This window comes from Mycobacterium syngnathidarum (genome assembly GCF_001942625.1).
Lineage (GTDB): Bacteria > Actinomycetota > Actinomycetes > Mycobacteriales > Mycobacteriaceae > Mycobacterium > Mycobacterium syngnathidarum.
This window is the reverse complement of record NZ_MLCL01000004.1, coordinates 128,326-148,942: the sequence shown is the minus strand read 5'-3', so window position 1 is coordinate 148,942 and position 20,617 is coordinate 128,326. Positions and strand designations below refer to the sequence as shown.

Annotated in this window: 15 protein-coding genes; 4 read left to right on the top strand and 11 right to left on the bottom strand. The window is 65.8% G+C overall.

The window, feature by feature from the left end; genetic code table 11:
* The first annotated feature begins 356 nt into the window (after positions 1-356).
* Positions 357-1,931, top strand: coding sequence for a PPE domain-containing protein (locus BKG60_RS02365; RefSeq protein ID WP_075909131.1), 1,575 nt, complete (start codon positions 357-359; stop codon positions 1,929-1,931).
* A gap of 159 nt (positions 1,932-2,090) precedes the next feature.
* Here the strand turns inward: BKG60_RS02365 and BKG60_RS32265 are convergent, their stop codons facing one another.
* The 6 genes from BKG60_RS32265 to mycP all read right to left on the bottom strand — a co-directional run bounded on the left by BKG60_RS32265 (position 2,091) and on the right by mycP (position 7,266).
* Positions 2,091-2,408, bottom strand: coding sequence for an ESX-1 secretion-associated protein (locus BKG60_RS32265; protein WP_239251715.1), 318 nt, complete (start codon positions 2,406-2,408; stop codon positions 2,091-2,093).
* 37 nt (positions 2,409-2,445) lie between these two features.
* Positions 2,446-3,192 carry an EspA/EspE family type VII secretion system effector gene (locus BKG60_RS02360; RefSeq protein WP_239251713.1) on the bottom strand — a complete coding sequence of 249 codons (747 nt, stop codon included), beginning with the start codon at positions 3,190-3,192 and terminating at the stop codon, positions 2,446-2,448.
* Positions 3,193-3,331: 139 nt separating this feature from the next.
* The gene (locus BKG60_RS02355; RefSeq protein ID WP_075909130.1) at positions 3,332-4,078 is read right to left on the bottom strand and encodes a hypothetical protein; all 747 of its coding nucleotides are present in this window, start codon (positions 4,076-4,078) and stop codon (positions 3,332-3,334) included.
* 56 nt (positions 4,079-4,134) lie between these two features.
* The gene (locus BKG60_RS02350; RefSeq protein WP_075909129.1) at positions 4,135-4,473 is read right to left on the bottom strand and encodes a YbaB/EbfC family nucleoid-associated protein; all 339 of its coding nucleotides are present in this window, start codon (positions 4,471-4,473) and stop codon (positions 4,135-4,137) included.
* Between the two features lie 49 nt (positions 4,474-4,522).
* On the bottom strand, positions 4,523-5,920 hold the full coding sequence (gene eccE, locus BKG60_RS02345) for a type VII secretion protein EccE (RefSeq protein ID WP_075909128.1): 1,398 nt from the start codon (positions 5,918-5,920) through the stop codon (positions 4,523-4,525).
* Positions 5,917-7,266 (bottom strand): type VII secretion-associated serine protease mycosin, encoded by a 1,350-nt coding sequence (gene mycP, locus BKG60_RS02340; RefSeq protein ID WP_075909127.1) that lies wholly within the window; start codon positions 7,264-7,266, stop codon positions 5,917-5,919. Before mycP ends, eccE begins: the two co-directional genes overlap by 4 nt.
* A gap of 466 nt (positions 7,267-7,732) precedes the next feature.
* On the opposite strand from mycP, the gene BKG60_RS31835 reads away from it, so the two are divergent.
* Entirely contained in the window at positions 7,733-7,909 is a 177-nt protein-coding gene (locus tag BKG60_RS31835) for a hypothetical protein (RefSeq protein WP_165688694.1), read from the top strand.
* An 88-nt stretch (positions 7,910-7,997) separates the two neighbouring features.
* Here BKG60_RS31835 and BKG60_RS02335 read toward each other — a convergent pair whose 3' ends face one another.
* Genes BKG60_RS02335 through BKG60_RS02320 form a run of 4 tightly spaced genes read right to left on the bottom strand, consistent with a single transcriptional unit; the run spans position 7,998 to position 12,049 of the window.
* Positions 7,998-8,255 (bottom strand): HPr family phosphocarrier protein, encoded by a 258-nt coding sequence (locus BKG60_RS02335; protein WP_070946857.1) that lies wholly within the window; start codon positions 8,253-8,255, stop codon positions 7,998-8,000.
* A gap of 49 nt (positions 8,256-8,304) precedes the next feature.
* Positions 8,305-10,320, bottom strand: coding sequence for a PTS fructose transporter subunit IIABC (locus tag BKG60_RS02330; protein WP_075909126.1), 2,016 nt, complete (start codon positions 10,318-10,320; stop codon positions 8,305-8,307).
* Positions 10,317-11,285, bottom strand: coding sequence for a 1-phosphofructokinase family hexose kinase (locus BKG60_RS02325; RefSeq protein WP_075909125.1), 969 nt, complete (start codon positions 11,283-11,285; stop codon positions 10,317-10,319). The genes BKG60_RS02330 and BKG60_RS02325 overlap by 4 nt, the downstream gene beginning before the upstream one ends.
* Positions 11,282-12,049 (bottom strand): DeoR/GlpR family DNA-binding transcription regulator, encoded by a 768-nt coding sequence (locus BKG60_RS02320; RefSeq protein WP_075909124.1) that lies wholly within the window; start codon positions 12,047-12,049, stop codon positions 11,282-11,284. Before BKG60_RS02320 ends, BKG60_RS02325 begins: the two co-directional genes overlap by 4 nt.
* A gap of 102 nt (positions 12,050-12,151) precedes the next feature.
* On the opposite strand from BKG60_RS02320, the gene ptsP reads away from it, so the two are divergent.
* Both ptsP and BKG60_RS02310 read left to right on the top strand, forming a co-directional pair.
* Positions 12,152-13,861 (top strand): phosphoenolpyruvate--protein phosphotransferase, encoded by a 1,710-nt coding sequence (gene ptsP / locus BKG60_RS02315; protein WP_165688693.1) that lies wholly within the window; start codon positions 12,152-12,154, stop codon positions 13,859-13,861.
* A gap of 80 nt (positions 13,862-13,941) precedes the next feature.
* Entirely contained in the window at positions 13,942-14,916 is a 975-nt protein-coding gene (locus tag BKG60_RS02310; RefSeq protein ID WP_075909122.1) for a pirin family protein, read from the top strand.
* On the opposite strand, the gene BKG60_RS02305 is transcribed toward BKG60_RS02310, so the two are convergent.
* Positions 14,908-20,613 carry a CHAT domain-containing protein gene (locus tag BKG60_RS02305; protein WP_075909121.1) on the bottom strand — a complete coding sequence of 1,902 codons (5,706 nt, stop codon included), beginning with the start codon at positions 20,611-20,613 and terminating at the stop codon, positions 14,908-14,910. The two genes, BKG60_RS02310 and BKG60_RS02305, sit on opposite strands and share 9 nt — an antisense overlap.
* Positions 20,614-20,617: the final 4 nt, after the last annotated feature.

The window sequence follows — 20,617 nt, the reverse complement described above, 5'->3', positions numbered from 1 at the left end:
CTCGATGTTTACGCACCACCTGCACCGCGACAGCGCCCGAGGCGGTGCGCACCTTCCGCACGTATGCCACCGCCAGAACCTACCCGCTTAGTGCCCCAAACGGGGCACTAAGCCGAGGAAACCTGCAGGTCAACGGACTGCGGATTCGTAGACCAGCCGACCATGACCTAAGTCAGGGGGCGGCCCAAAAAGGCGGATCGCGTGCCCCCAGCGGGCCCTTATGATTACCCACGGAACTCGGTGGGCAGGTTCGAAGGCAAACGGGCTTTGTCCACCCGATGATTCAAAACTTTGCTATGGGAACGCGTCTGCTGCCGTCTTGGTCGGTACCGCACGCGCAGGGAGGATGAGCTGAGATGGGTGCTGGGGCCGAAGGCGAACTGCAGTACGGATTGGATGCGCTTGAGGCAAAAGCCAAGGAGCTGGAGACCGAGCGCGTCCCAACCGTAGGCGCTACTCCCGAGAAGGTGCCGGACAACCTGGCGACCACCTTCCTGTTGTGGAGCCAGCTAGCTGCGTCGGGCTCGAGAATGGAGGCCACCTTCGAGGCGGGCAGCATCGAGGCAACGCGGATTGCCGCGGCCCACCGAACTGCGGCCAGTGCCTACAAGGACGTTCAGCAGCAGGCAACTGAAGCACTGGGCACGCAGATGAACGGCTCAGATGCACCGCCGTCGGCGGTTCAGACAGCTTCTCCAAATACGAGCACGTGGCCCGTACCGAAGGAGATTGTGGTTGGAAGCTATCCGTCTGGGCCGGCGCGAGATGAAATGGATTGGGACGAGGCGGCGAGAATTATTCATGGCGGTGCTGATGTACAGGCACTGTCAATCAAGTACTTTCGGGACCAATGGCAGGTATATCCGGGCACATTGACGGACTACCGCAGGATATTCGCGAAGCGCGCTGACGGTTGGCATGGTGGCGCCGCCGAAACATGTGACGCGGCGATGAAGAGCCTGGACAGCTGGTGGAATGACATGGGCGCGGAGTGCCTCCGGCTGGCGCATGAGGCCACAACATTCGCGGACGCGCACGACAAGCTGGTGGCGGACCATCCCGACTTGAAGGATGTGGAAGACTACAACAACGCAAATTGGGAAGCGCTCGGCGAACAGCTGAACATGACTCCCGACGCAGCCAAACATATGATGTGGGACTCATATCAGCGGCAGTCCGATGCTGCGTTAGACGCCTACGCTGGCACCCATCTCATGGAGATTAAGCCTGGCAAGCCGCCAGCGATTAGTGGACTGCAACCGGTGCGTGAAGGCGAGCTTCCAAACAAGCCCGAAACCCCGGGTGTTCCTGGCGCCGGACCAGGCACCGGCGGTGGCGGTGGCGGTGGCGGAGGCGGCACCCCCGAGATGCCGGAGATGCCTGCTGTGCCGTCGGTGTCGCCCGCCAGTGCTGATCAGTCCGTCGGTCAGGAGGCGGCGGGCTCCCCGAGCGGTGGTTCACCGTCCGGTGGGCAGGGCGGAGGCCAACCGAGTGGTGGCGGCGCACCGAGTGGCGGCGCTCCGTCGGGCGGTCTGCCCAAGGGAACCGAGGGAATGCCGGAGGTGCCTGGCCTCGAGGAGCCCAGCCTGAAGCCGGCCAGCGCCGGCGGGGGCGGCGGCGGTATGGGCGGAGGTGGCGGCGGCATGCCCGCCGGGCCGCTCGGTCCTGCTGTCGGAGCAGACTCGGTGGGCGCTTCACCTGCGGCTGCTCGTGGCGGCGGCGCGCCAGCGGGTGCGCCCGGTGGCGCGGGTGCCGGCGGTATGGGCGGCGGTATGGGTGGCATGGGGGGCGGCCACGGCCAGGGCCAGGGCAAGGAGAAGCGCCGCAACCCGAACCTCGCGGAGGACGAGGACCTCTACGTCGAGGACCGCGCGTACACCGAGGCGGTCATCGGTCGCCGTGCGCGCAAGGACGCCAAGGACAGCAAGTAAAACGACGTCAGTACACAATGGCTCGCCGGCGACGCGACACGTTCTATGTCGTCGGCGAGTTTTGTTGTGTGCCATGTTGTTCGGCAGCACGAGCTAAACGAGTCAGCCCGTCTCGTCACCAGGGCGAGACGGGCTGAACTGGGAAGAGCCAGATTGAGGTCAACGTGGGTGCATCTGGCCGTTCAGATTGCCTGCCTCTTGCTGGTCGGTGCCGTGGTAATCGGTGGCCGCCGCTCTGAGTTTGACGGCGAGGTCAGTCGAAATCAGGTGCATCTTTCCAACTGCTTCTCGGCGTGATGCTTCCGCCGATTGCAGTGCAATCGCGGTTGCGGAGCACACCAGGCCATGGGTTTGGAAGACATGGCCCGATGCACCGTCGGGTGCTGACTTTGCCTTCTCAAGTGTGTCCACCACCTGGTCGTGGACAGCGCCCTTGGAACGGATCGCGTTGGAGACTTTCAAATCAGGCTGTGTCATTGCGGTGCCTTACATGTGTCGGGACGCAGGGGTGAAATCAGCGCGGCGTGGGCCCAAAACCGCCGCCGGGTATCTCTGCGGTCGAAGTCAAGGCATCGTAGTCGTGCGTAACCTTGTCAATTTGGGCGGCATTTTCTTTCGCCTGGTAGACGGTATTCTCCACTCGATCCATTGCTAATGGCACGGTCGCCATCACCATGGCTGCTTCGAAAGCCAAGGATGCGGCTGGTCCGCCAGGTCCCATAAACTTTATTGCAATAGCCGCTGGAACGGATAGGGCGAGGGCTGTCTGGCGTTTCGATACAAAATCGCGTGCGCTTTCTACCTGTCCGGCTTCTGTGGCCAACACCTTCTTGATGGCGTTGTCGTACTCGGCCATTTTGGCTGCCCGCTCTTGCTGCTCACTATTTCTGGCACCGTACGCATCTGACGCCTCACCCTCCCAATCAGGTGGAGGTGTTGACGAATACAGCTTGAGGAAGGCATCGCCGAAATCTTCGGCGCCTCGATGGAATCGTTCACCATCCTCAGGACGGCCAAATCCGAGCGTGTTGCTGGCCACAGTCAGCATGATAAGACCGCCGTTGATGATTGGCGTACTTGCAGCAGCTGCAAATTTGGTGGGGCCGAAGGAAGCAACAGTCTGCATGATCCCGGTGAAATCACTTGCAACGCCGGCCATCCCCCATGGGACGCTGGATTTCATTCCGTTCCCGTGATCGACCGCGCCGTAAACATAATTGCCGTCCATGTACAGCGCATTCAGAACTTTGAAAGTGCCCATGAATTGTTCCGTTCGCGGATGATGCCGTGGACTGTGCCTCAGCTCGGTGATCGATTGGTTGCCTCCCATAACGCTAACACCACGATCGGTGCCCAGAACGCATCAGAATCGTGCATGGAGCAACGAAACCCCGAATTGGTCAGGGCTTGGTGCGCGGGCTCTGCTGTGGGTCTAAGGCGCGGAGGCGGTCCAGCGCGCGCCCGTCGGTGAGCTCAGTTCGCTGTTCGGGGTGGCGCCAGTAGAACCGCACCAGTTCGATGAGGGCGGTGCCTTTGGGGGTGTAGCTGCCGGGCGAATCCATCGCCAGTATCGAACCGTCCTTCATGGTGATTACCATGGGGGTCCAGAAGCGCCCCTCGGTCGGGAGCTTGTCCGTAACCGCCGCAATATCGTCCCACTTTCCTGAGTTCAATGAACCGAGATTGGTGAATTCAAGCTCCTCGGGGGTTAGCAGCAGGTGGCTAGTGCCCCCCTGGCGCTTGAAGACGAACCAAAACCATCCTGCGATGAGGCCAGTCGCGCCGAAGCCGATGGGAACGACCTGGCTCACTCCATCGGGCAATGGTATGTAGAGCCAGCCGGTTATCCATGCGATCACCATTGATAGACCCGATAGTGCCAGAGCGGCGTATGACCTCCGTTGGGTCGCGTCTATGCGTCCGTCCGGCCGCAATAACATCCCCGATTCGTCGAACGCGGCTTGGAATACCGCATTTTTCGCTGCCGCCAATTGACTCGCCACAAAAAGCCAGGTGACCGCTAGCCCAAGCGCGATCACCCCGGTAATGAAGGCCAAGTGTTTGACTGCGATGAATGCCCAGATGCCGCATACCAGCGCAAGAATCAGGTTGATCGCGATGCCAAATCGTCTGCTGAAATTCTCCATCGCTCCCTCTGCGCCCGCCGATGGGTTGGAAATCCGCCGCGTTGCCTCCGTGGACCTTAGCCGGGCTGCTGCCCCTCGGCAGTCAGCTCCGCAACCATCGCATCGAGCCGTTCGCGGTCCGCTTCGATGGATGCCGTCGCCGCGGCGGTTGCCTTCTGAATCGCTTCATTGAGGCGCTGTTCGACAGCTTGCGCGCCGAGCCGCAGTAATCCGTCCTTGATGTACACGTCGATCAGATGGTGGTGCCCGTTGAGCGTGACTTCGACGCTCCGGGCTTCGTCTGCAGCCGTGAACGTTTCGCTGTTCATCTTGTGCAGCTGGTCGTCCATGAGCGCCTGCAGCTGCTGCGCCTGACGCAGAACCGCAGCGACCTGCGGGTGCATCTCATCTGTCACTTCGATTCCTCCCGACCCTTCTGGGACCCCTCTCCCAGGAAGCTTGATGTCACTGCTCGAGCGCCATTTGGTAGCGGCTCTCTTCACGCGGGTTGATCAACGTGATCGGCAGCTGGCGGTGCCGTGGTGTGTCAATAAAGTTGGGCCGCAGGATCACTCGGCCCACTCCCTGATGCGGGCCCAGGTAGGTGGTGGCGTTCGGCCAGGCGACGCGCGGCACCCGCCCGACGCGGCCGTTGATCATCGTCGCGAACTCGCGGAACTGGGGACTCAGGGTCACCACCGCACCCGAAGCCGCCGAGCGGATGACGAACTGGGTGAACAGCCGGGCATCGCCGAGATTGATGCTGACGTCGACGTTGTCGAACGGCATGTACACCGGGTAGCGGTCGGACGTCTCACCGACCAGCACCCCGGCCGAGCCGATCGGCAGGTCATAGTGCTTGTCGGTGACGGGCGTGAGGCCCTGAAGGGCCGCCCGTTGTCCGCCGTAGAGGCAGGAAAACCCGCGCGGCGTGGTCGGATTCGACAGCGTCGTCAGCAATACAGTCGAGGTCGGCGCCGCACCGGGACGGATCCGTACGCACGTGGTGGTGTGATCGGCCCGTGCCGACCACCAGACGTCGGGGCCACCGGGTGCGTTGTACGCCGCGGTGAAGGTACTGCGGCCCTTGATCACCGACCAGGTTTCCTTCTCGAAGCTGATCTCGGTGGCCTTGTCGTAATCATCGAAGCTACGTGAGCACCGGGCGTCGATTCCGTTGCTGGCCAACTGATCCGCGATGCGGGTCGCCGAGGCGACGAGATACCGGGCCAACCCGGACACCCCGCTGTCGCGGCGCTGGGCCGAACGCCGGGTCTTCTCCGGGTCGGCGCGCAGCACGATCCAGGTGCGCCGGTTCGCCGGCGCCGGGTACGGGCCCACCACCTGTTCGTAGAGCGCGACCAGGCTCGACGGTGCGGTCTTGCCGACGCGGTAGCCGGCCGACACCACGTCGGCTTCCAGATCGGGGCAGTGCGCCCAGAGCAACTTCTCGACCAACTTGGTGCTGACGGTGTCATCAGAGACGGCGTCGCCGTTGACGATCACGGTCGGGGTGAAAGGCCTTGGCAACAGCTCGATCACCGCGACCAGGTAATCACCTTGCCAGCGCACGGCGACGTGATCTCCTGGCATGACCGTGGCTCCGACCGCAGGCTCCGACGCCACGTCGGGAGTGCTGCGATGGCGCCGCCGCCAGGAAAAGACCGCCCGGACCCAGCCGGTGAGCCGGTAGCCACGAATGGTGAGCACCGAGAAGATCGCGATCAACACCGACAGCGTGATGCCCAGCCACAGCAGGTGGAAGTGCAGGCACACCGCAATGCACGCCGGTATCAGTGTGGCCGCCCAGATCGCGTGCCCCGTGGTGAACTTGAAGCCGAAATTCCGGCGCAGGAAGTTCACTGGCGCCGTCGCAATGCGCGTCGGGTCATCGCAGCGATCCCGAGAATCAGGGCCAGTGCTACTCCGGCCACCACGACACCGGTGATCGGCCCACGGTCTGGCGGCGGGATGTACACCGGCGGCGGTACTTCCTTGACCCGGAACGGCGCCTTGGCCGGACCCTCGGGAACCTCCCACGTCAGTGCGGCTACCGGATCGACCACGCCGGCACCGACATAGTTGTCGACGCCGCCGCCGGGATGGCGTGCGGTGGCGGTGATCCGGTTGATGATCTGGGCCGGGGTCAGGTCCGGGTAGCGCTGCTTCACCAGTGCGGCCAGGCCGGAGACAAAGGCCGCCGAGAAGGACGTGCCGTTGAGCGGCACCGGGCCGTCCTCACCCGGGGTGGCGTTGACCGGCTGGCCCTCGTAACCCAGCGCGGTGAGGTTCTCGCCCGGTGCTGCCGCGCCCAGCCACGGACCCGACATCGAGAAGTTGCTGGGCTGGCCGTTCTGGCCGACGCTGCCGACGGTGAGCACCAGCGGGTCGTACCAGGCCGGGCTCACGATCGTCTGCACACCCTTCCAGCCGCGGGCATCGGCCGGAACCGACGGATCCGGTGGCGGATTCTGGCTGCAGTCCTGGCCGGTGTTGCCGGCGGCGACGACGATCACCGCGCCCTTGACGTTCACCGCATAGTTGATGGCTGCACCCAAGCTGGTCTCGTCGATCCGACGGGTGACCTTGTAGCAGGCCGCCTCGCTGATGTTGATCACCTGCGCGCCGAGGTTGGCCGCGTGCACCACCGACCGGGCCAGGCTGCGGATCGAGCCCGCGGTCTGGGTGGTGTTCGGGTCGTTGGGATCCTGGCGCGAACCCTTGGGCTGGAACGCGACCGACGTCTGACGCAGCGAAATCAGTCGTGCATCCGGGGCCACACCGATGAATCCGTCGGTGGGGGACGGGCGGCCGGCGATGATCGATGCGGTCAGGGTCCCGTGGGCGTCACAGTCGGACATCCCGTTGCCCGCGGCGTCGACGAAGTCGCCACCTGGCTCGGCTGGGACCCGGGGGGAACCGTTGACCCCGGTGTCGATCACCGCGACAGTTACCCCGGCGCCGGTTGCGAACTTCTGCGCCTCGGCCAGCTTCAGATAGTCGGCCGCCCACGGCTTGTCGGCGAAGTTCGAATTCGGCATGACCGTGGGCGTCGCGCAGATCTTGCGCTGCTCGGTCGGCTGGTCGGGACCGGTTTCATCAGGTGGAACGGCTGCGGCGTCGATCGCTGGCGGATCGATCGCGAACGCCGGAGGCGCACTGAATAGGGCCAACAAAACTGCCAGCAGCATCACGGCTAAGCGCTGCACGCCTCACACTCCCCCAATGACGTCGGACATGTCTGCAGTGTGCTGGTGCACTTTCAGCAAACAATATCCGGCCTGTTTAGAAACGCATCGTCTCACGTCAAGCCGTCCGGCTATTTGCACGCAGGCAATCATAAGGGGACGCTGATCAGCGTGATGACGCTTCTTGCCTCTGACGGTTCGGTTGTGAACGGTGTGGCTTGAGCAGGAATTCCTGTCCGGAACGCCCTGAACCGCTGCTTAGAATTGCCGGCAAGGTAGAGGTCCCGTTGCGGAGGGCGGCGATGACAGAGTTGACGGCATGCGGCGTTGCGTCGGCAGTCTGACTAGTTGGCGATGACTCTCGGTGTCGGCATCGATCTCCGATTGCACGGTCGTGGCTGAGCTGGTCCGCGATCGGACGTCGATGTCCGCGCGGAAACAATGAATGACACCGGGACGGGCCTGATGTGATTGGAGGCTGGAGCCCATGACGAACGGCGAACCCGGTGATCCGCGGGCGAAGTATCGGCAATTGCCCCAAACGCCAGATGTGGCCGACACGGTCGAGTCCATCGACGTTGGCGACGACATTCCCGACGATCCCGACCACAACGACGGCGCACGCCCGTACCTGGGGATGACGCTCGGACCGTGGGCGCGCTAGCGAGACAAGCACGATAACCACTGCTTCGGCCGCTGGCAGTCCCATCCAACTTCAATACCTGAGGCCCGAGAGTCGAGTTCAGCGGTAACTACGCGTCCAAATCCTGTTCCACCAGACCCGCCACGGTCGCCAGCACATCGGCGTCGTCGGATTCCACGGTCACTTGGGCGCCGTTGCCGGCACCGAGCGTCATGATCATCAGGGCCGAGCCGGCGTCGACGGGCTCGCCGCCATCCATGGACAGGGTGACTGGCACGCCGGCGTTGACCACCGCTTCGGCGATGATCGCGGCGGGGCGGGCGTGCAGGCCGATGGCCGAACCGACGGTGACTGTCTTGCTGGGCATGTTCTCTCCTTGGGGTTGTGACTAGGTGGTTGTGACTAAGTGGTTGTGACTAGGCGGTGGCCAGTGCCGGGGTGTCCGGTGTGGTGACGGTTGGTTTGATGAATTGTTTGGCCATGATGACGGCCAGGGCGGCCACGATGGTGCCGGCGGCGAGGGCGGTCAGGAACCACAGCAGGTTGCCGATCGCGAAGAACACGAAGATGCCGCCGTGCGGTGCTTTCAGCGTGACGTCGAATGCCATGATCATGCCTCCGGTGACGGCGCCGCCGAACATCATCGACGGGATCACCCGCAGTGGATCCGCGGCGGCGAATGGGATGGCGCCTTCGGAGATGAACGATGCGCCGAGAAGCCAGGCTGCACGGCCGTTTTCGCGCTCGGGCTCGGTGAACAGCCCCGGCCGCAGCGTCGATGCCAGTGCCATCGCCAGCGGCGGCACCATCCCGGCGGCCATCACCGCTGCCATGATGCGCAAGGTGGCGGGATCGGCGACGTTGAGGCCAGCGGTGGCAAATGCGTAGGCCGCCTTGTTGACCGGGCCGCCCAGGTCGAAGCACATCATCAACCCGAGGATCACGCCGAGCACCACCACGGAGGTTCCGGTCATTCCGCCGAGCCAGTTGGTCAGGCCGGTGGTCAGTGCGGCCAGGGGACGCCCGAGCAGCAGGAACATCAACAGGCCTACGATCAGCGAGGCGCCGAGCGGGATCACCACCACGGGCATCAATCCCCGGAACCACTGCGGCACTTTGAAAGAACTGATCCACTGTGCGGCGAACCCGGCGATCAGACCGCCGACGATGCCGCCGATGAACCCTCCGCCGACGAAGACGGCCACGGCTCCGGCGGTGAAACCGGGTGCGATACCGGGCCGGTCGGCGATCGCGAAGGAGATGTAGCCGGCCAGGGAGGGTACCAGGAACATGAAGGCCAGCCCGCCGAGCGTGAACAGCACCGCCCCGAGGTACTGCGTCAGACCACCGGGCGGCAGGTCGGCCAGGGTGTTGGTGACGGCGATGTGGTGGCCCAGCGAATTCATTCCGTAGGCCAACGGGCTCGGTTGGCCCTCAGGGGTATTGCCGATGTCATACCCGGCGAACAGGAAGCCCAGCGCGATCAGCAGGCCGCCGGCGGCGACGAACGGGATCATGTAGCTCACGCCAGTCAGCAGGATCTGCCGAACCCGCGTGCCCCAGCCCACGTCCCCGGACGCGGCAGGAGCCTCCTCGCCGGCAGAGCCGGCCACCCGTGGGGCATCGGGATTGCCCGCGGCGCCAACCGCTTCGGAGATCATGGTGTCAGGTTCGTTGATGGCGCGTTTGACGCCGGAGGCGACGACGGGCTTGCCTGCGAAGCGTTGCTTGTCCTTGACCCCGACGTCGGTGGCGAAGATGACGGCATCGGCTGCGGCGATGGTGGCCGCCGACAGCGGGGTGCTGCCCGACGAACCTTGGGTTTCGACAGCCAAATCCACGCCGGCGGTCTCGGCGGCCTGCTTGAGTGCGTCGGCCGCCATGTAGGTGTGGGCAATGCCGGTGGGGCAGGCCGTGATCGCGACGATCGACACCGCTTTGGTCGGCTCAGGCTCGGGAACAGAGGCAGCAGCAGGCGCGGGGTTCACCACGCCGTCGACGAGCGTCACCACCTCGGAAATGTTCCCGGCGTCTCGCAGCGACGCGACGAAGTCCTTGCGGACCAGTGCCCGGGCCAGGCTGGAGAGCAGCTTCATGTGTTCGGCCCCTCCGGATTCCGGTGCTGCGATCAGGAACACCAGCTCGGCTGGTCCGTCGGGGGCGCCGAAGTCGACCTTCGGTGACAGCCGGGCGAAGCCGATGGTGGGGGTGTCGACATAGGGCGAGCGGCAGTGCGGAATCGCGATGCCGCCGGGCAGCCCGGTGGCGGACTGGCCCTCGCGGGCCATGGCGGCGCCCACCAGTCCGGCGCTGTCGCCGGTGCGGCCGGCCTCGGCAAGTGCGTCGACCAGGCGTGTGATGACGGCTTCCTTGTCACCGCCCGCGTCGACGTCGAGCAGGACCAGATCGGGGGTGATGATCGGTTGAGTCATAGCGACACCTTCAGTGGGTGGATATGGACAGCCTCAAGATCGAGTTGGGCTGGGCTGGGCAGGGCCGATCCGGGCAGGGCCGCGGCGGCGCTGCCGTATGCGACCGCCATCTGCAGTCGTCGCGGGGCGTCGGCACCGGTGACCGCGGCGCGCAGGTAGCCGGCCAACGATGCGTCGCCGGCACCGACGGTGCTTCGGGGCACGATCGGTGGCGGCGTCGCCAGCCAGGCCCCGGTGCCCTCGACCAGTACCGCGCCGGCAGCGCCCAGCGTGGCCAGCACCGCACCGACGCCCCGCCCGACAAGCCGCCCTGCAGCGGTCACCACTGGCGACGGGTCACCCTGGGAAGCAGCGGATTCCAGTTCAACAGCTGATACACCGGCCAGGTCGGCGAGCTCTTCTGCGTTGGGCTTGATCAGGTCCGGCGCGGCCACCTCGAATGCGGCGGCCAGCGCCGCCAGCGGCGCTTCGGAGGTATCGACGGCAACCCGGCAGTCCAGTGGTGTCAGCAGCGAGACCACCTGGGCGTACCAGTCCGCCGGCAGGCCGGGCGGCAGCGATCCGGACAGCACCACCCAGGACGCGTCCTGTGCCTTGGCCAGCACGCAGCGGGTCAGCGCTTCCAATGCGTCGCCGTCGACAACAGCGCCACGCTCGTTGAGTTTCGTTGTGGTGCCGTCGGATTCGGTGATGGCGAAATTGGTGCGGACGGGTTCGGTGATGGCAACACAGGTGAACGGCACATCAAGCGCCCGTAGCGCGCCGACAAGAGGATCGCCGTCGGCGGCCGGCAACACCGCTTGGGTGGCGACCCCGGCCAGGGTCAGTGCTCGGGCGACGTTGATGCCTTTGCCGCCGGGTTCGACAGTGACGGCATCGACGCGCTGCACCGCTCCGCGGATCAGCGGCGATCCCAGGGTGACGGTGCGGTCGAGGCTGGGGTTGGGGGTGACGGTGACGATCATGCGATCACCACCTCGACGCCGTGCTCGGTGAGCAGAGTGCGGTCGGCATCGGAGATCTCGCTGTCGGTGATCAGGGTGTCCACGCTGTCGATCGGGGCGAAGCTGACGAAATCCTCTTCACCGACTTTTGATGAGTCTGCGACCACCACGACGTAATTCGCGGCCTGAACCATGGCGCGCTTCACCGCGGCTTCCTCGGTGTCCGGCGTCGACAGTCCGTGCCGCACGCTGATGGCGTTGGTGCCGATGAACGCGATGTCCACCCGCAGGGTGTCCAGTACGCGCAGCGCCTGCTCGCCGACGGCGGCTTGGGTGAGGCCGCGGACCCGTCCGCCGAGCAACTGCAGGGTGACGGTGGGCATCGTGGCGAGGTGGCCGGCGATGGGCAGGGAGTTGGTCACGATGGTGAGCTCGCGATCCGTCGGCAATTGTGCGGCGACGCGGGCGGTGGTGGTGCCGGCGTCGAGCAGCACGCTGGCACCGGTGAGGGGGAAGAAGTCGACGGCGGCCGCGGCGATGGCGTCTTTCTGCACGGCGCGGGTGGTGTCGCGCTCCCCGACGCCGGCCTCCACGAGGTGTAGTGCCCGGGCGGGGACGGCGCCGCCGTGTACGCGGCGCACCACACCGGCCTTGTCGAGGACGGCCAGGTCGCGGCGGACGGTCTCGGTGGTCACGTCGTACGCCTGCGCCAGTTCGGCGACTGAGGCGCGGCCCCTGCTCATGACCAGCGTGGCGATGGCCTGCTGGCGCTCCTCGGCGTACATGAGCCTCCGTTTATGTGGGTTCGTGCCAATTGGAATGTTGATATATGTTGTTTTACGCTTGGCTGTGTTGACTTGTCAACGTATTTCTGTAATCTGTCTCACATGGGCACTACATCGTCGGTCGGATCACTGTCCGTGCTGCACGGGGTCCCGGTGGTTCCGGGTGTGCAGTACGCACCGGTGATCCGGGTCAACAGGCTTCCGGAGGTCCAGGTTCCTGCCGGTGACATCGATGAGGCGGACCGCGCGGCCGAGGCGGCGCGATTCGCCGCTGCGGCGACGGAGGTCGCCACCCGGCTGCGGGGCCGGGCGGAGCACGCCACGGGCGCGGCCTCAGAAGTCCTGGCCGCCACCGCGACACTGGCCCAGGACCGGGCCTGGATCGGCGCCGCCGAGAAGCGGATCGGCGCCGGCACGCCCGCTGTCCGCGCCGTGACCGAGGCCGTCGACCAGTTCGTGGAGCTGTTCACGCAGCTCGGCGGGTTGATGGCCGAGCGTGTCACCGATCTGCGGGATATCCGCGACCGTGTTATCGCTGAGCTGTCTGGACTGCCGGAACCCGGTGTGCCACTGCCGGATATCCCGTCGATCCTGTGTGCCGAAGATCTGGCGCCGGCTGATACCGCCGGTTTGGATCCACAGCTGGTGGTCGGATTGGCCACCACATTGGGCGGCCCGACCAGTCACACTGCGATCATCGCCCGCCAGCTCGGGATTCCGTGCGTGGTGGCGATCAGTGGGCTCGACGCCGTTGCCGCCGGTGCCATGGTCTTGCTCGACGGAACCGCGGGAACGGTGACCACCGATCCGGATCCGACCGTCGCCGCCGAGGCTGTTGCCGCCGCACAGCGTGATGCGCTGGCGGTTCGGCAGTGGACCGGTCCTGGCGCGACGGCAGACGGTCACACCGTCGCGATCCTGGCGAATGTGCAGGATGGCGCGGCCGCGAGGACTGCACGCGAAACTCCGGCCGAGGGTGTCGGGTTGTTCCGTACGGAACTGTGTTTCCTCAACCGGGATACTGAGCCGACGGTCGAGGAACAGGCCACGATCTACGGCGAGGTGCTGGCGGCGTTCGCCGGGGCCGCCGCGGACGTGGGGAGCAAGACAGCCAAAGTGGTGGTTCGCACCCTCGACGCCGGCTCGGACAAGCCGCTGAAGTTCGCCGGCCACCCCGAGGAGGCGAACCCGGCACTCGGTGTGCGCGGTATCCGGATCGCGGAGGGCAACCCCGGCCTGCTGGATCGCCAGCTCGCGGCGGTGGCCGCGGCGGCCAAGACCACCGGAACTCGACCGTGGGTGATGGCGCCCATGATCGCCACTGCAGCCGAGGCTAAAAGCTTTGCCGCCAAGGCACGTTCGCACGGACTCACCCCCGGGGTGATGATCGAGGTGCCCGCGGCCGCCCTGATGGCCGACAAGATTCTGGAACACGTCGACTTTCTGTCGATCGGTACCAACGACCTCGCGCAGTACACGATGGCCGCCGATCGGATGTCGGCCGACTTGGCGGCACTCACCGATCCCTGGCAGCCCGCGGTGCTGGCACTGGTGGGATTGGCGGCGCGGGCCGGAGCGGCGGTGGGTAAGCCGGTCGGCGTGTGCGGCGAGGCCGCGGCCGACCCGCTGTTGGCCGCGGTGTTGGTGGGCTTGGGAGTGACGTCGTTGTCGATGGCGCCGGCGGCGATCGCCGCGGTGGGCGCGCGGATCGCGCAGGTGACGCTGCAGCAATGCAGCACCGCGGCCGGGGCGGTCCTGGACACGGCGTCGGCGGCCGAGGCCCGTGCGGCCGCGCTGGCAGCTCTGGCCTGACCGCCGCGTACCCGCCAAGGAATAATCGGACCGCAGTCCGGTTATAGCTGTCATCAGGCTACACACATTGGAGGTAGGAGATGCCAGCCATCACTGCAGACACCTTGACCCTGCCCCGCATCGGGGCAGCTCAGGCGTCGGAAACCGAGCGCCCGGTCCGCTCCGTCACGACCGGACCGCGCGGGTACGAGGGCGAGGGATTCCCCGTCGTGCGCGCATTCGCCGGAGTCAGCGCCGCAGACCTCGACCCGTTCGTCCACATGGATCAGATGGGTGAGGTCGAGTACCAGCCCGGAGAGCCACGTGGCACCGATTGGCACCCGCACCGCGGGTTCGAAACCGTCACCTACATGATCGACGGTCGCTTCGCCCACCAGGATTCCCACGGTGGCGGCGGTTTGATCACCGACGGAGCCACCCAGTGGATGACGGCAGGATCGGGCATCCTGCACATCGAGACCCCACCGGCCGAGCTCGTCGAGAGCGGCGGCACCTTCCACGGCATCCAGCTGTGGGTGAACCTGCCCAAGAAGGACAAGTTCGCGACGCCGCGCTACCAGGCCATCGAGGGTCCCGACGCCAAACTGCTGTCCTCACCGGACGGCGGAGCTCTCGTCCGGATCATCGCCGGTGAGATCGACGGTGCGCAGGGCCCGGGAAGCACGCACACCCCGATCACCATGGCGCACGCCACGATCGAACCGGGCGCGCAGCTCAACCTGCCGTGGAACCGCGACTTCAACGCACTCGTGTACGTACTGAGCGGACGCGGCAGCGTCGGCCCGGTAGCCCACCCGATCCATCAGGGCCAGCTCGCAGTGCTGGGCCCGGGCGATCGGATCACCGTGTCGGCCGAGGGAACTCAGGATTCGAACCGGCCGGCGATGGAGGTTCTGCTGCTGGGCGGCAAGCCGATTCGGGAACCGGTCTTCCACTACGGCCCCTTCGTGATGAACTCGAAATCCGAGCTCATCCAGGCGCTGGAGGACTACCAGGCGGGCAAGTTCGGCCAGATCCCGCCGAATGCGCTGATGCCGCACCGGCCCCTAACCTGACATCCCTTCGCCGCCCGGTCGGCGCCTGGGCGGCTTCGGCCGCCCGGCAGCCGGCTTCGGGGCCGACCCGTTGCGGATCGCGGAGGCAGCGGGCTCGACTCCCTGGCCATTGGGTTGGTCGCCGGAGATTCTGCGGCACAGCTCAGCCAGGTGGGCCACCGTCATCCGGCTACTGGCCCGGTTGGGCTGAATCTTCATCAAGAGCCTGCCGGTGACGTCGAGGTGAGTGCAGACCGAATCGAGGTTGCCCAGGGTAGGTACGGCGAGCAGGACAACTTCCTGGAAGTGGGCCAGCAAGTGGGCAAGCGCCTGTTCTCCCGCTTGGCCGTTCTGCCCGAGCCGACCCGACCTGAGCGCGCGCACCAACGCCGCGTCCGCGATCGAGACCGCCGTATAGAACCGGCGGTCGGTCGAGAACTGCTCGTGCGCAGTGGTCACGCAACGGTCGATCAGCGCGTCGGCATCGGGTACCGGTTCTTCGAGGATGGTGGCCAGGGTCAGCCAGTTCAGCACCGCATAGGGATCGAGGCGTTGACGCTGCAGCGTGAGCAGATGTGCCTGACGGTAGTGTTCGCACGCGCGAGCCAGCATCTTCTTCGCTGTCCTGCCGGTCGATTCGCCCGCAGCGCGACGCTTGTAGGCACCACCGAGCAGGTTGTACCGCTCGGCGGTCTCGGACACCGCGAGGAGGCGCTCGAGGCGCTCGATGGCCGACGCGTACAGCTGCTGGGCATAGTCGGGTTCGGTGGCGGCGACGTCATTGGCCATACGTGCCTCGAAGTTGGCGAGCTGCTCAACGGCACGCATCGTCGTCGTGGAGGTTTCACCTTCTCCGGCCAGGGCCGCGATCAGGTATCGGCGCGCATCCTCGAACCGCCTCAGATTGCCGTACGCGTAGCCGATCGCCATCTGAACATCGGTTTGCTCAAGCCAGTCGGCGGGGCATTCGTGCACCAGGGCGTTGAGCTGCTCGACGAGTGGTGCGCGTGAAACCAGAGTTGTGGAGCCGGTTTCGGGCTTGCGGCCGACGTGGTTCACCGCGTCGATGAACTCGGCGATATCGACGCGTCCTGGGGACGCCGAGGGTGTCCCGCCGGCAGTGGGATCGAGCCGGTAATCGGGATCGCCGTACGCCTGGTACGCACCCCAGGTGTTGCTTTCGCGGAACAGTTCGTAGGTGTGGCAACGCGCGGATTTGAGCGCGAAGCCGAAAGCTTCGCCGCCGAGCATGCATTCGTAGAACTTCTGGGCGAATTCTTTGGCGGCGACATCGTCGACGGCCCAGCCGGCAGCGACCACCGCACGTACGCCCATCTCGATCAGCTCGCGGGAAACGCTGGCGGCCAGCCGGTTGAACTCGACGGCAGACGGGCGCGAGGGCGCCTCCGGCCCGGTCTGACCGATGTGGCAGCAGTTCAGGAAGACCAGCTCGGGTACCTGCTGCATCTGGCCGACTTCGACGGCGGTGAGGAAGACGCCGTTGTCGAGCACCATCCCGCTGCGGGCCTTGCCGTCCGCGGTAGCCGGCGGTTCGTAGTGGCCGTGGCCGGCCAGATGCACGATGCGGTAGGGCTTCTGGTACAGCCCGGCGAGCACTTCGAGTGCAGTCGGCCTCGTCGCGGGCTTCTCGACGTCGAAGCGTCCGCGCAGTAGGTTGTACACCGTGCCGGCTTCGGCCATCGCGCCTGGTAACTGTCTGAACGGCGCGCTGACCAGCGGATCGCCGACCACATACGCCGAGGTACCGGCGCGTGCTCCGATCTGTGGACGGTACTTCGTGGTCTGCAACTGACGCACCAGGGCCTTGTCGATGCACAACGCTTCCTCACCGGCGCTCATCAGTTCCCATGGGTAGGTGGCACTTTCGGCATCGAGGACCAGCACCAGGTTGTCGACCTGGGCGAGTCCCGACTTGAGCTCGTTGGGCACCGTGAGTTCGAACAGCACCCGCGATTCATCTGAGCGGAAACTGGTTTGGGAGATCGAGCTCTTGATCAGCCGGTCCACCAGTTCGGGTTGCCGTTGCTGGCTGGTCGCTTCGGCGCGGGCGCGGTCCGACAAGGTGAGGAACCTGATCTCGCGGTGGGCCTCGGGTGGCTCGGCGGGCCCGCTGATCGCCAGTTCGGCCAGCGCGGCAAGGAGTTCCGAGTCAGCGTTGTCCGACTCCAGCACCGCGCGCTTGAGGCGGTCGGCGAGCGGCTTGGGCAGGCATGCGGGCTGGGTTTTGCGGGGCGGCTCGACAACGCTGACCTCCCACCTACGCCACGCGTGCTGGCGGTCGGCCGAGGCCGTCAGTCGCCGGCGTCCCTCACGGCCGTGCCGCAGCAGTCGCGTCGCCTCGATCTCGGTGCGCAGCTCCTTACCGATCAGCGGAGCCAAGCGATTGACCGCATGCGCGGCCTCGATCGCCGTGTCGGCATAGAGCTCGACGATCTCGACTTCCTGGATGGTCAGCGCATTGCTGTTGCCCTCGGCGAGTTCGCGATTGGCCTGACCGATCGCGCGCAGAATGGCCCCGACGGAATCTCCGACCGCGATGTTCGCGGTCGAGTTGCCACCCACCAGCAGTACCGACAGCCCGATCTTCTCCGTTGCCCGGTCCGCGTCGGTGGGCCCGCCCAGACCGTCGCGTCGTTCGAGCACGTACTGGAGTGCGGCGCGGCGAAGCAAGTCGCTCAGTTGGCCGGCGCTGAGCTCGCCCCATTTGCCCAGGCCGACGACGATCGCACCGGTCGGTAGGGCCAGCGCCTTCTGTACTGCCGTGGGTTTGCGAAGGACCACCGCCACGGATCCGAACTCACCCGGGTAGAGCCCGAGTGCATAACGTTCGGTCAGCGCGCCCCGCAGCAGTCCGTCCAACTGGGCCTCGGCGCCGATGATGGTGTCGCCCTCGTAATGGCCCACCACGATGGGATAGCGCGCGTAGCGCAGATCGTCGTGGACCACCGACACCCGGAAGCTGGGCTGCGTGCCCTCCTGATACGGCTTGCGCGCGGCTTTCCCGAGGAGGTCGGCCGCCAGCGACGTCTCGGTGGGATAGAGCACCGGTTCGGGCAGCGCCCGGTAGTCGTGCGCGCCTCCGCGTGCCGAGCTGAGTGGGCTGTCCGAGAGTCGTGTGGTGGCACCGGAATCGAGCAGATCCTGTAGTGCGGGGAAGCTCGGCTCGTGAGACGCCAGATCGCCGTGCACGGCGTCCATGTACCAGGTCCGGATGCCGGGCAGCCGGCCCGAGACGTACGTGACCCGCCCGTCGCCTTCGGTCGTGCAGTCCAGTACGACGCGACCGTCGATGATGTCGACGCCCTTGACGGTGCGTGGCGAGGTTCCCGCCACGTAGTGCACCCGCTCCGGATGGGGTAGGCCGGACAGATGGTCCTTGATGGTGTCGTGTGTGGCTCGTGCGGCAGCCAGCAGGGCCTCGCCCGGGACCGCCGACCCGCCGCGTTCGTTGCGGTAGTCCCGCCAGCGGGAAACCGTGAAGTAGCGCTCGTCGTCGGGCAGCAGCTCCAGTACGCCGGGGAAGTTCCCGATGATGTCGACGATCTCCGCTGTGTCATGGGTGAGATCGAGCATCGCGAGTTTCTGTACGGTTGCCGCGCTGCCGAACAACGACTCGACGATGTCGTGCGAGCCGCGGTTCGGCGTGCCGAGCATCACCAGTCGCCCGCCGTCGCGTTCGCAGATGCGCTCCCACAGGTCGGGGGCCTGCGCGATCATCGAGCGCACCACCAGCCCGCCCATGCTGTGAGCGATGATCCGTACCGGCTGCTGAGTTCGTCGCAAGGCGTTCTCGACCTCGACGATCAGCAGACGGGCCGCCTCGGTCACCGACCGGCGCCAGTCGTAGGCGAATGGGATGACTTCGTGAGAGTTCTGCAGGAACTCGCACAGCTTGCGGTAGCCGTCGCCGACCAGGGCGACGGGACGCACGTTGGCCGCCGTGACGTCGGCGAGATCGCCGAGTCCGCCGCGCAGCAAGGCGAGGTAGCGCAACCAGACCGAGCGTTCGCCGATATTGAGGTGCGAGCCCATGATCCCCGGCAGCACAAAGACAATCGGCTGGTCCGCGTTGGCGCGGGTCTGCAGTGAACGCAGCATCGGCACCGGCTCCAGATCGTCGGCGACGATGTCCCGGAAGACCTGCGGAGGCTTGTCGGCGGGCGCCGCCAGCCACTCGACGAGCGCACCACGCGTGCTCGGATTGCTGAAATAGTTGAAGTGGCTGACGTCGGCGCCCTGGTCGAATATGTAGCGGGCGGCCGTCCGGCGGGCACCGTGGAACATGGCGTCGGTGTTGACCACAAGATCGTTGTCCCGGCCTTCATAGATGACGTGGTCGCTGGCGAACACCCCGATCTTCTTGAGCCAGTTGCCGGGCTGGATGTCACCGGCGATGACGCCCATCGCGCCGAGCGCAGGATCGCTCAGATTGTTGAGCAGCGCGACAAGGGGCGACTGCGGCATCATCGCTTCGAGCCCGGGTACCAGCGACGGCAGGGTCCGGTTCTTGACGATCTCGAGTGCGGTCCGCTTGATCACCTCGTAGAGCGGAGTCCCGCCGACACCGGGAATGAACCCGATCAGGTTGGTCAGCACCGACAGGAAGACGTCGATATTCTCTCCGGCCAGCAGGGTGCCGCGGGACGGCGATGCACAGCGCACGAATCGTTCCACCCGAAGCTGTTTGTGCGCAATGAGTTCGGCGAGCCGGCCGAGTTGCCTGCGGTCGTGCAGATCGGCCACGTCCAGGTCGGGATTGCCGCGTTTGAAGTTCGCGACGAGCTCGGTGTTGATCGAGGTCAGCGTGACGAGGTCGCCGACCAGTCCGCCGCGGGAATGCGAGACGATGCTGACCCTGGCGTTGCGGGGTAGCGCGGTGAGCAACTCGATGGCGTTGTCGATCGGGCTCTCGCTCAACGTCCGGTGCTCGAAGGCGTAGATGTTCTTGTCGAAGAGCCGCTGTAGTTCCAGCCACTGGGGTTGCGCCTCGTTGGTGAGGAAGGCGCCGAAGCTGCCGCGGGTGGAAGATGCGGTGCCGTGGATGAAGACCAGCAACGGCTTGTCGACGTCGGTGTCCTTGAAATCGACGGGCGCGGGCGCCGGCGTCCCCATCTCGCGGGTGGCGTCCTCCCACGTGTACAGGCCCGGGCCGGGTCTGAGATTGTTCTCGATCATCCGGATCAATGCTTTGGTGGCGAACCAAGCGGGGACCTTCGCCAGCAAGTTGATGCCGAGGTCCTTGGCTTCGTCGAGGAGGTCGGTCGGCCACCGCGTGGGGTCGGCGAGCTTGTCGGTGATGGCGTCGGGCTTCAATCGCAGCACCCGTACCCGAGTGGTGAGCCATTCTTTGACCCCTCGCTCCGAGGCTCGCGGGAGCGTGTCGACGCTGACTGCGTCACCCACCATCGCTTCGGGTTTGAGCAGGGGTGCTTCCTCGTAGTATCTCTTGGCCGAGATCCAGGTGGTGAATCCGCCTTCGATCTCGATCTCGAGGACGGCGTCGTCGTCGACCGAGATGCCTTGGGGTTTCGGGTTTTGCTCGCGGGCCGGCGGAGAGAGGTTGAAGGAGCGGGCCACCTCGATCACGTCGAGCAGGCCGGTGTCGGAAGCTTTGGTTTGGGCACCGGGCGTGGCTGCGCGTACCGAAGGGTTGTGGGCCTCGTCCTCGAGACCGGAAATCCAGAGCTTGACGGCCATGGGT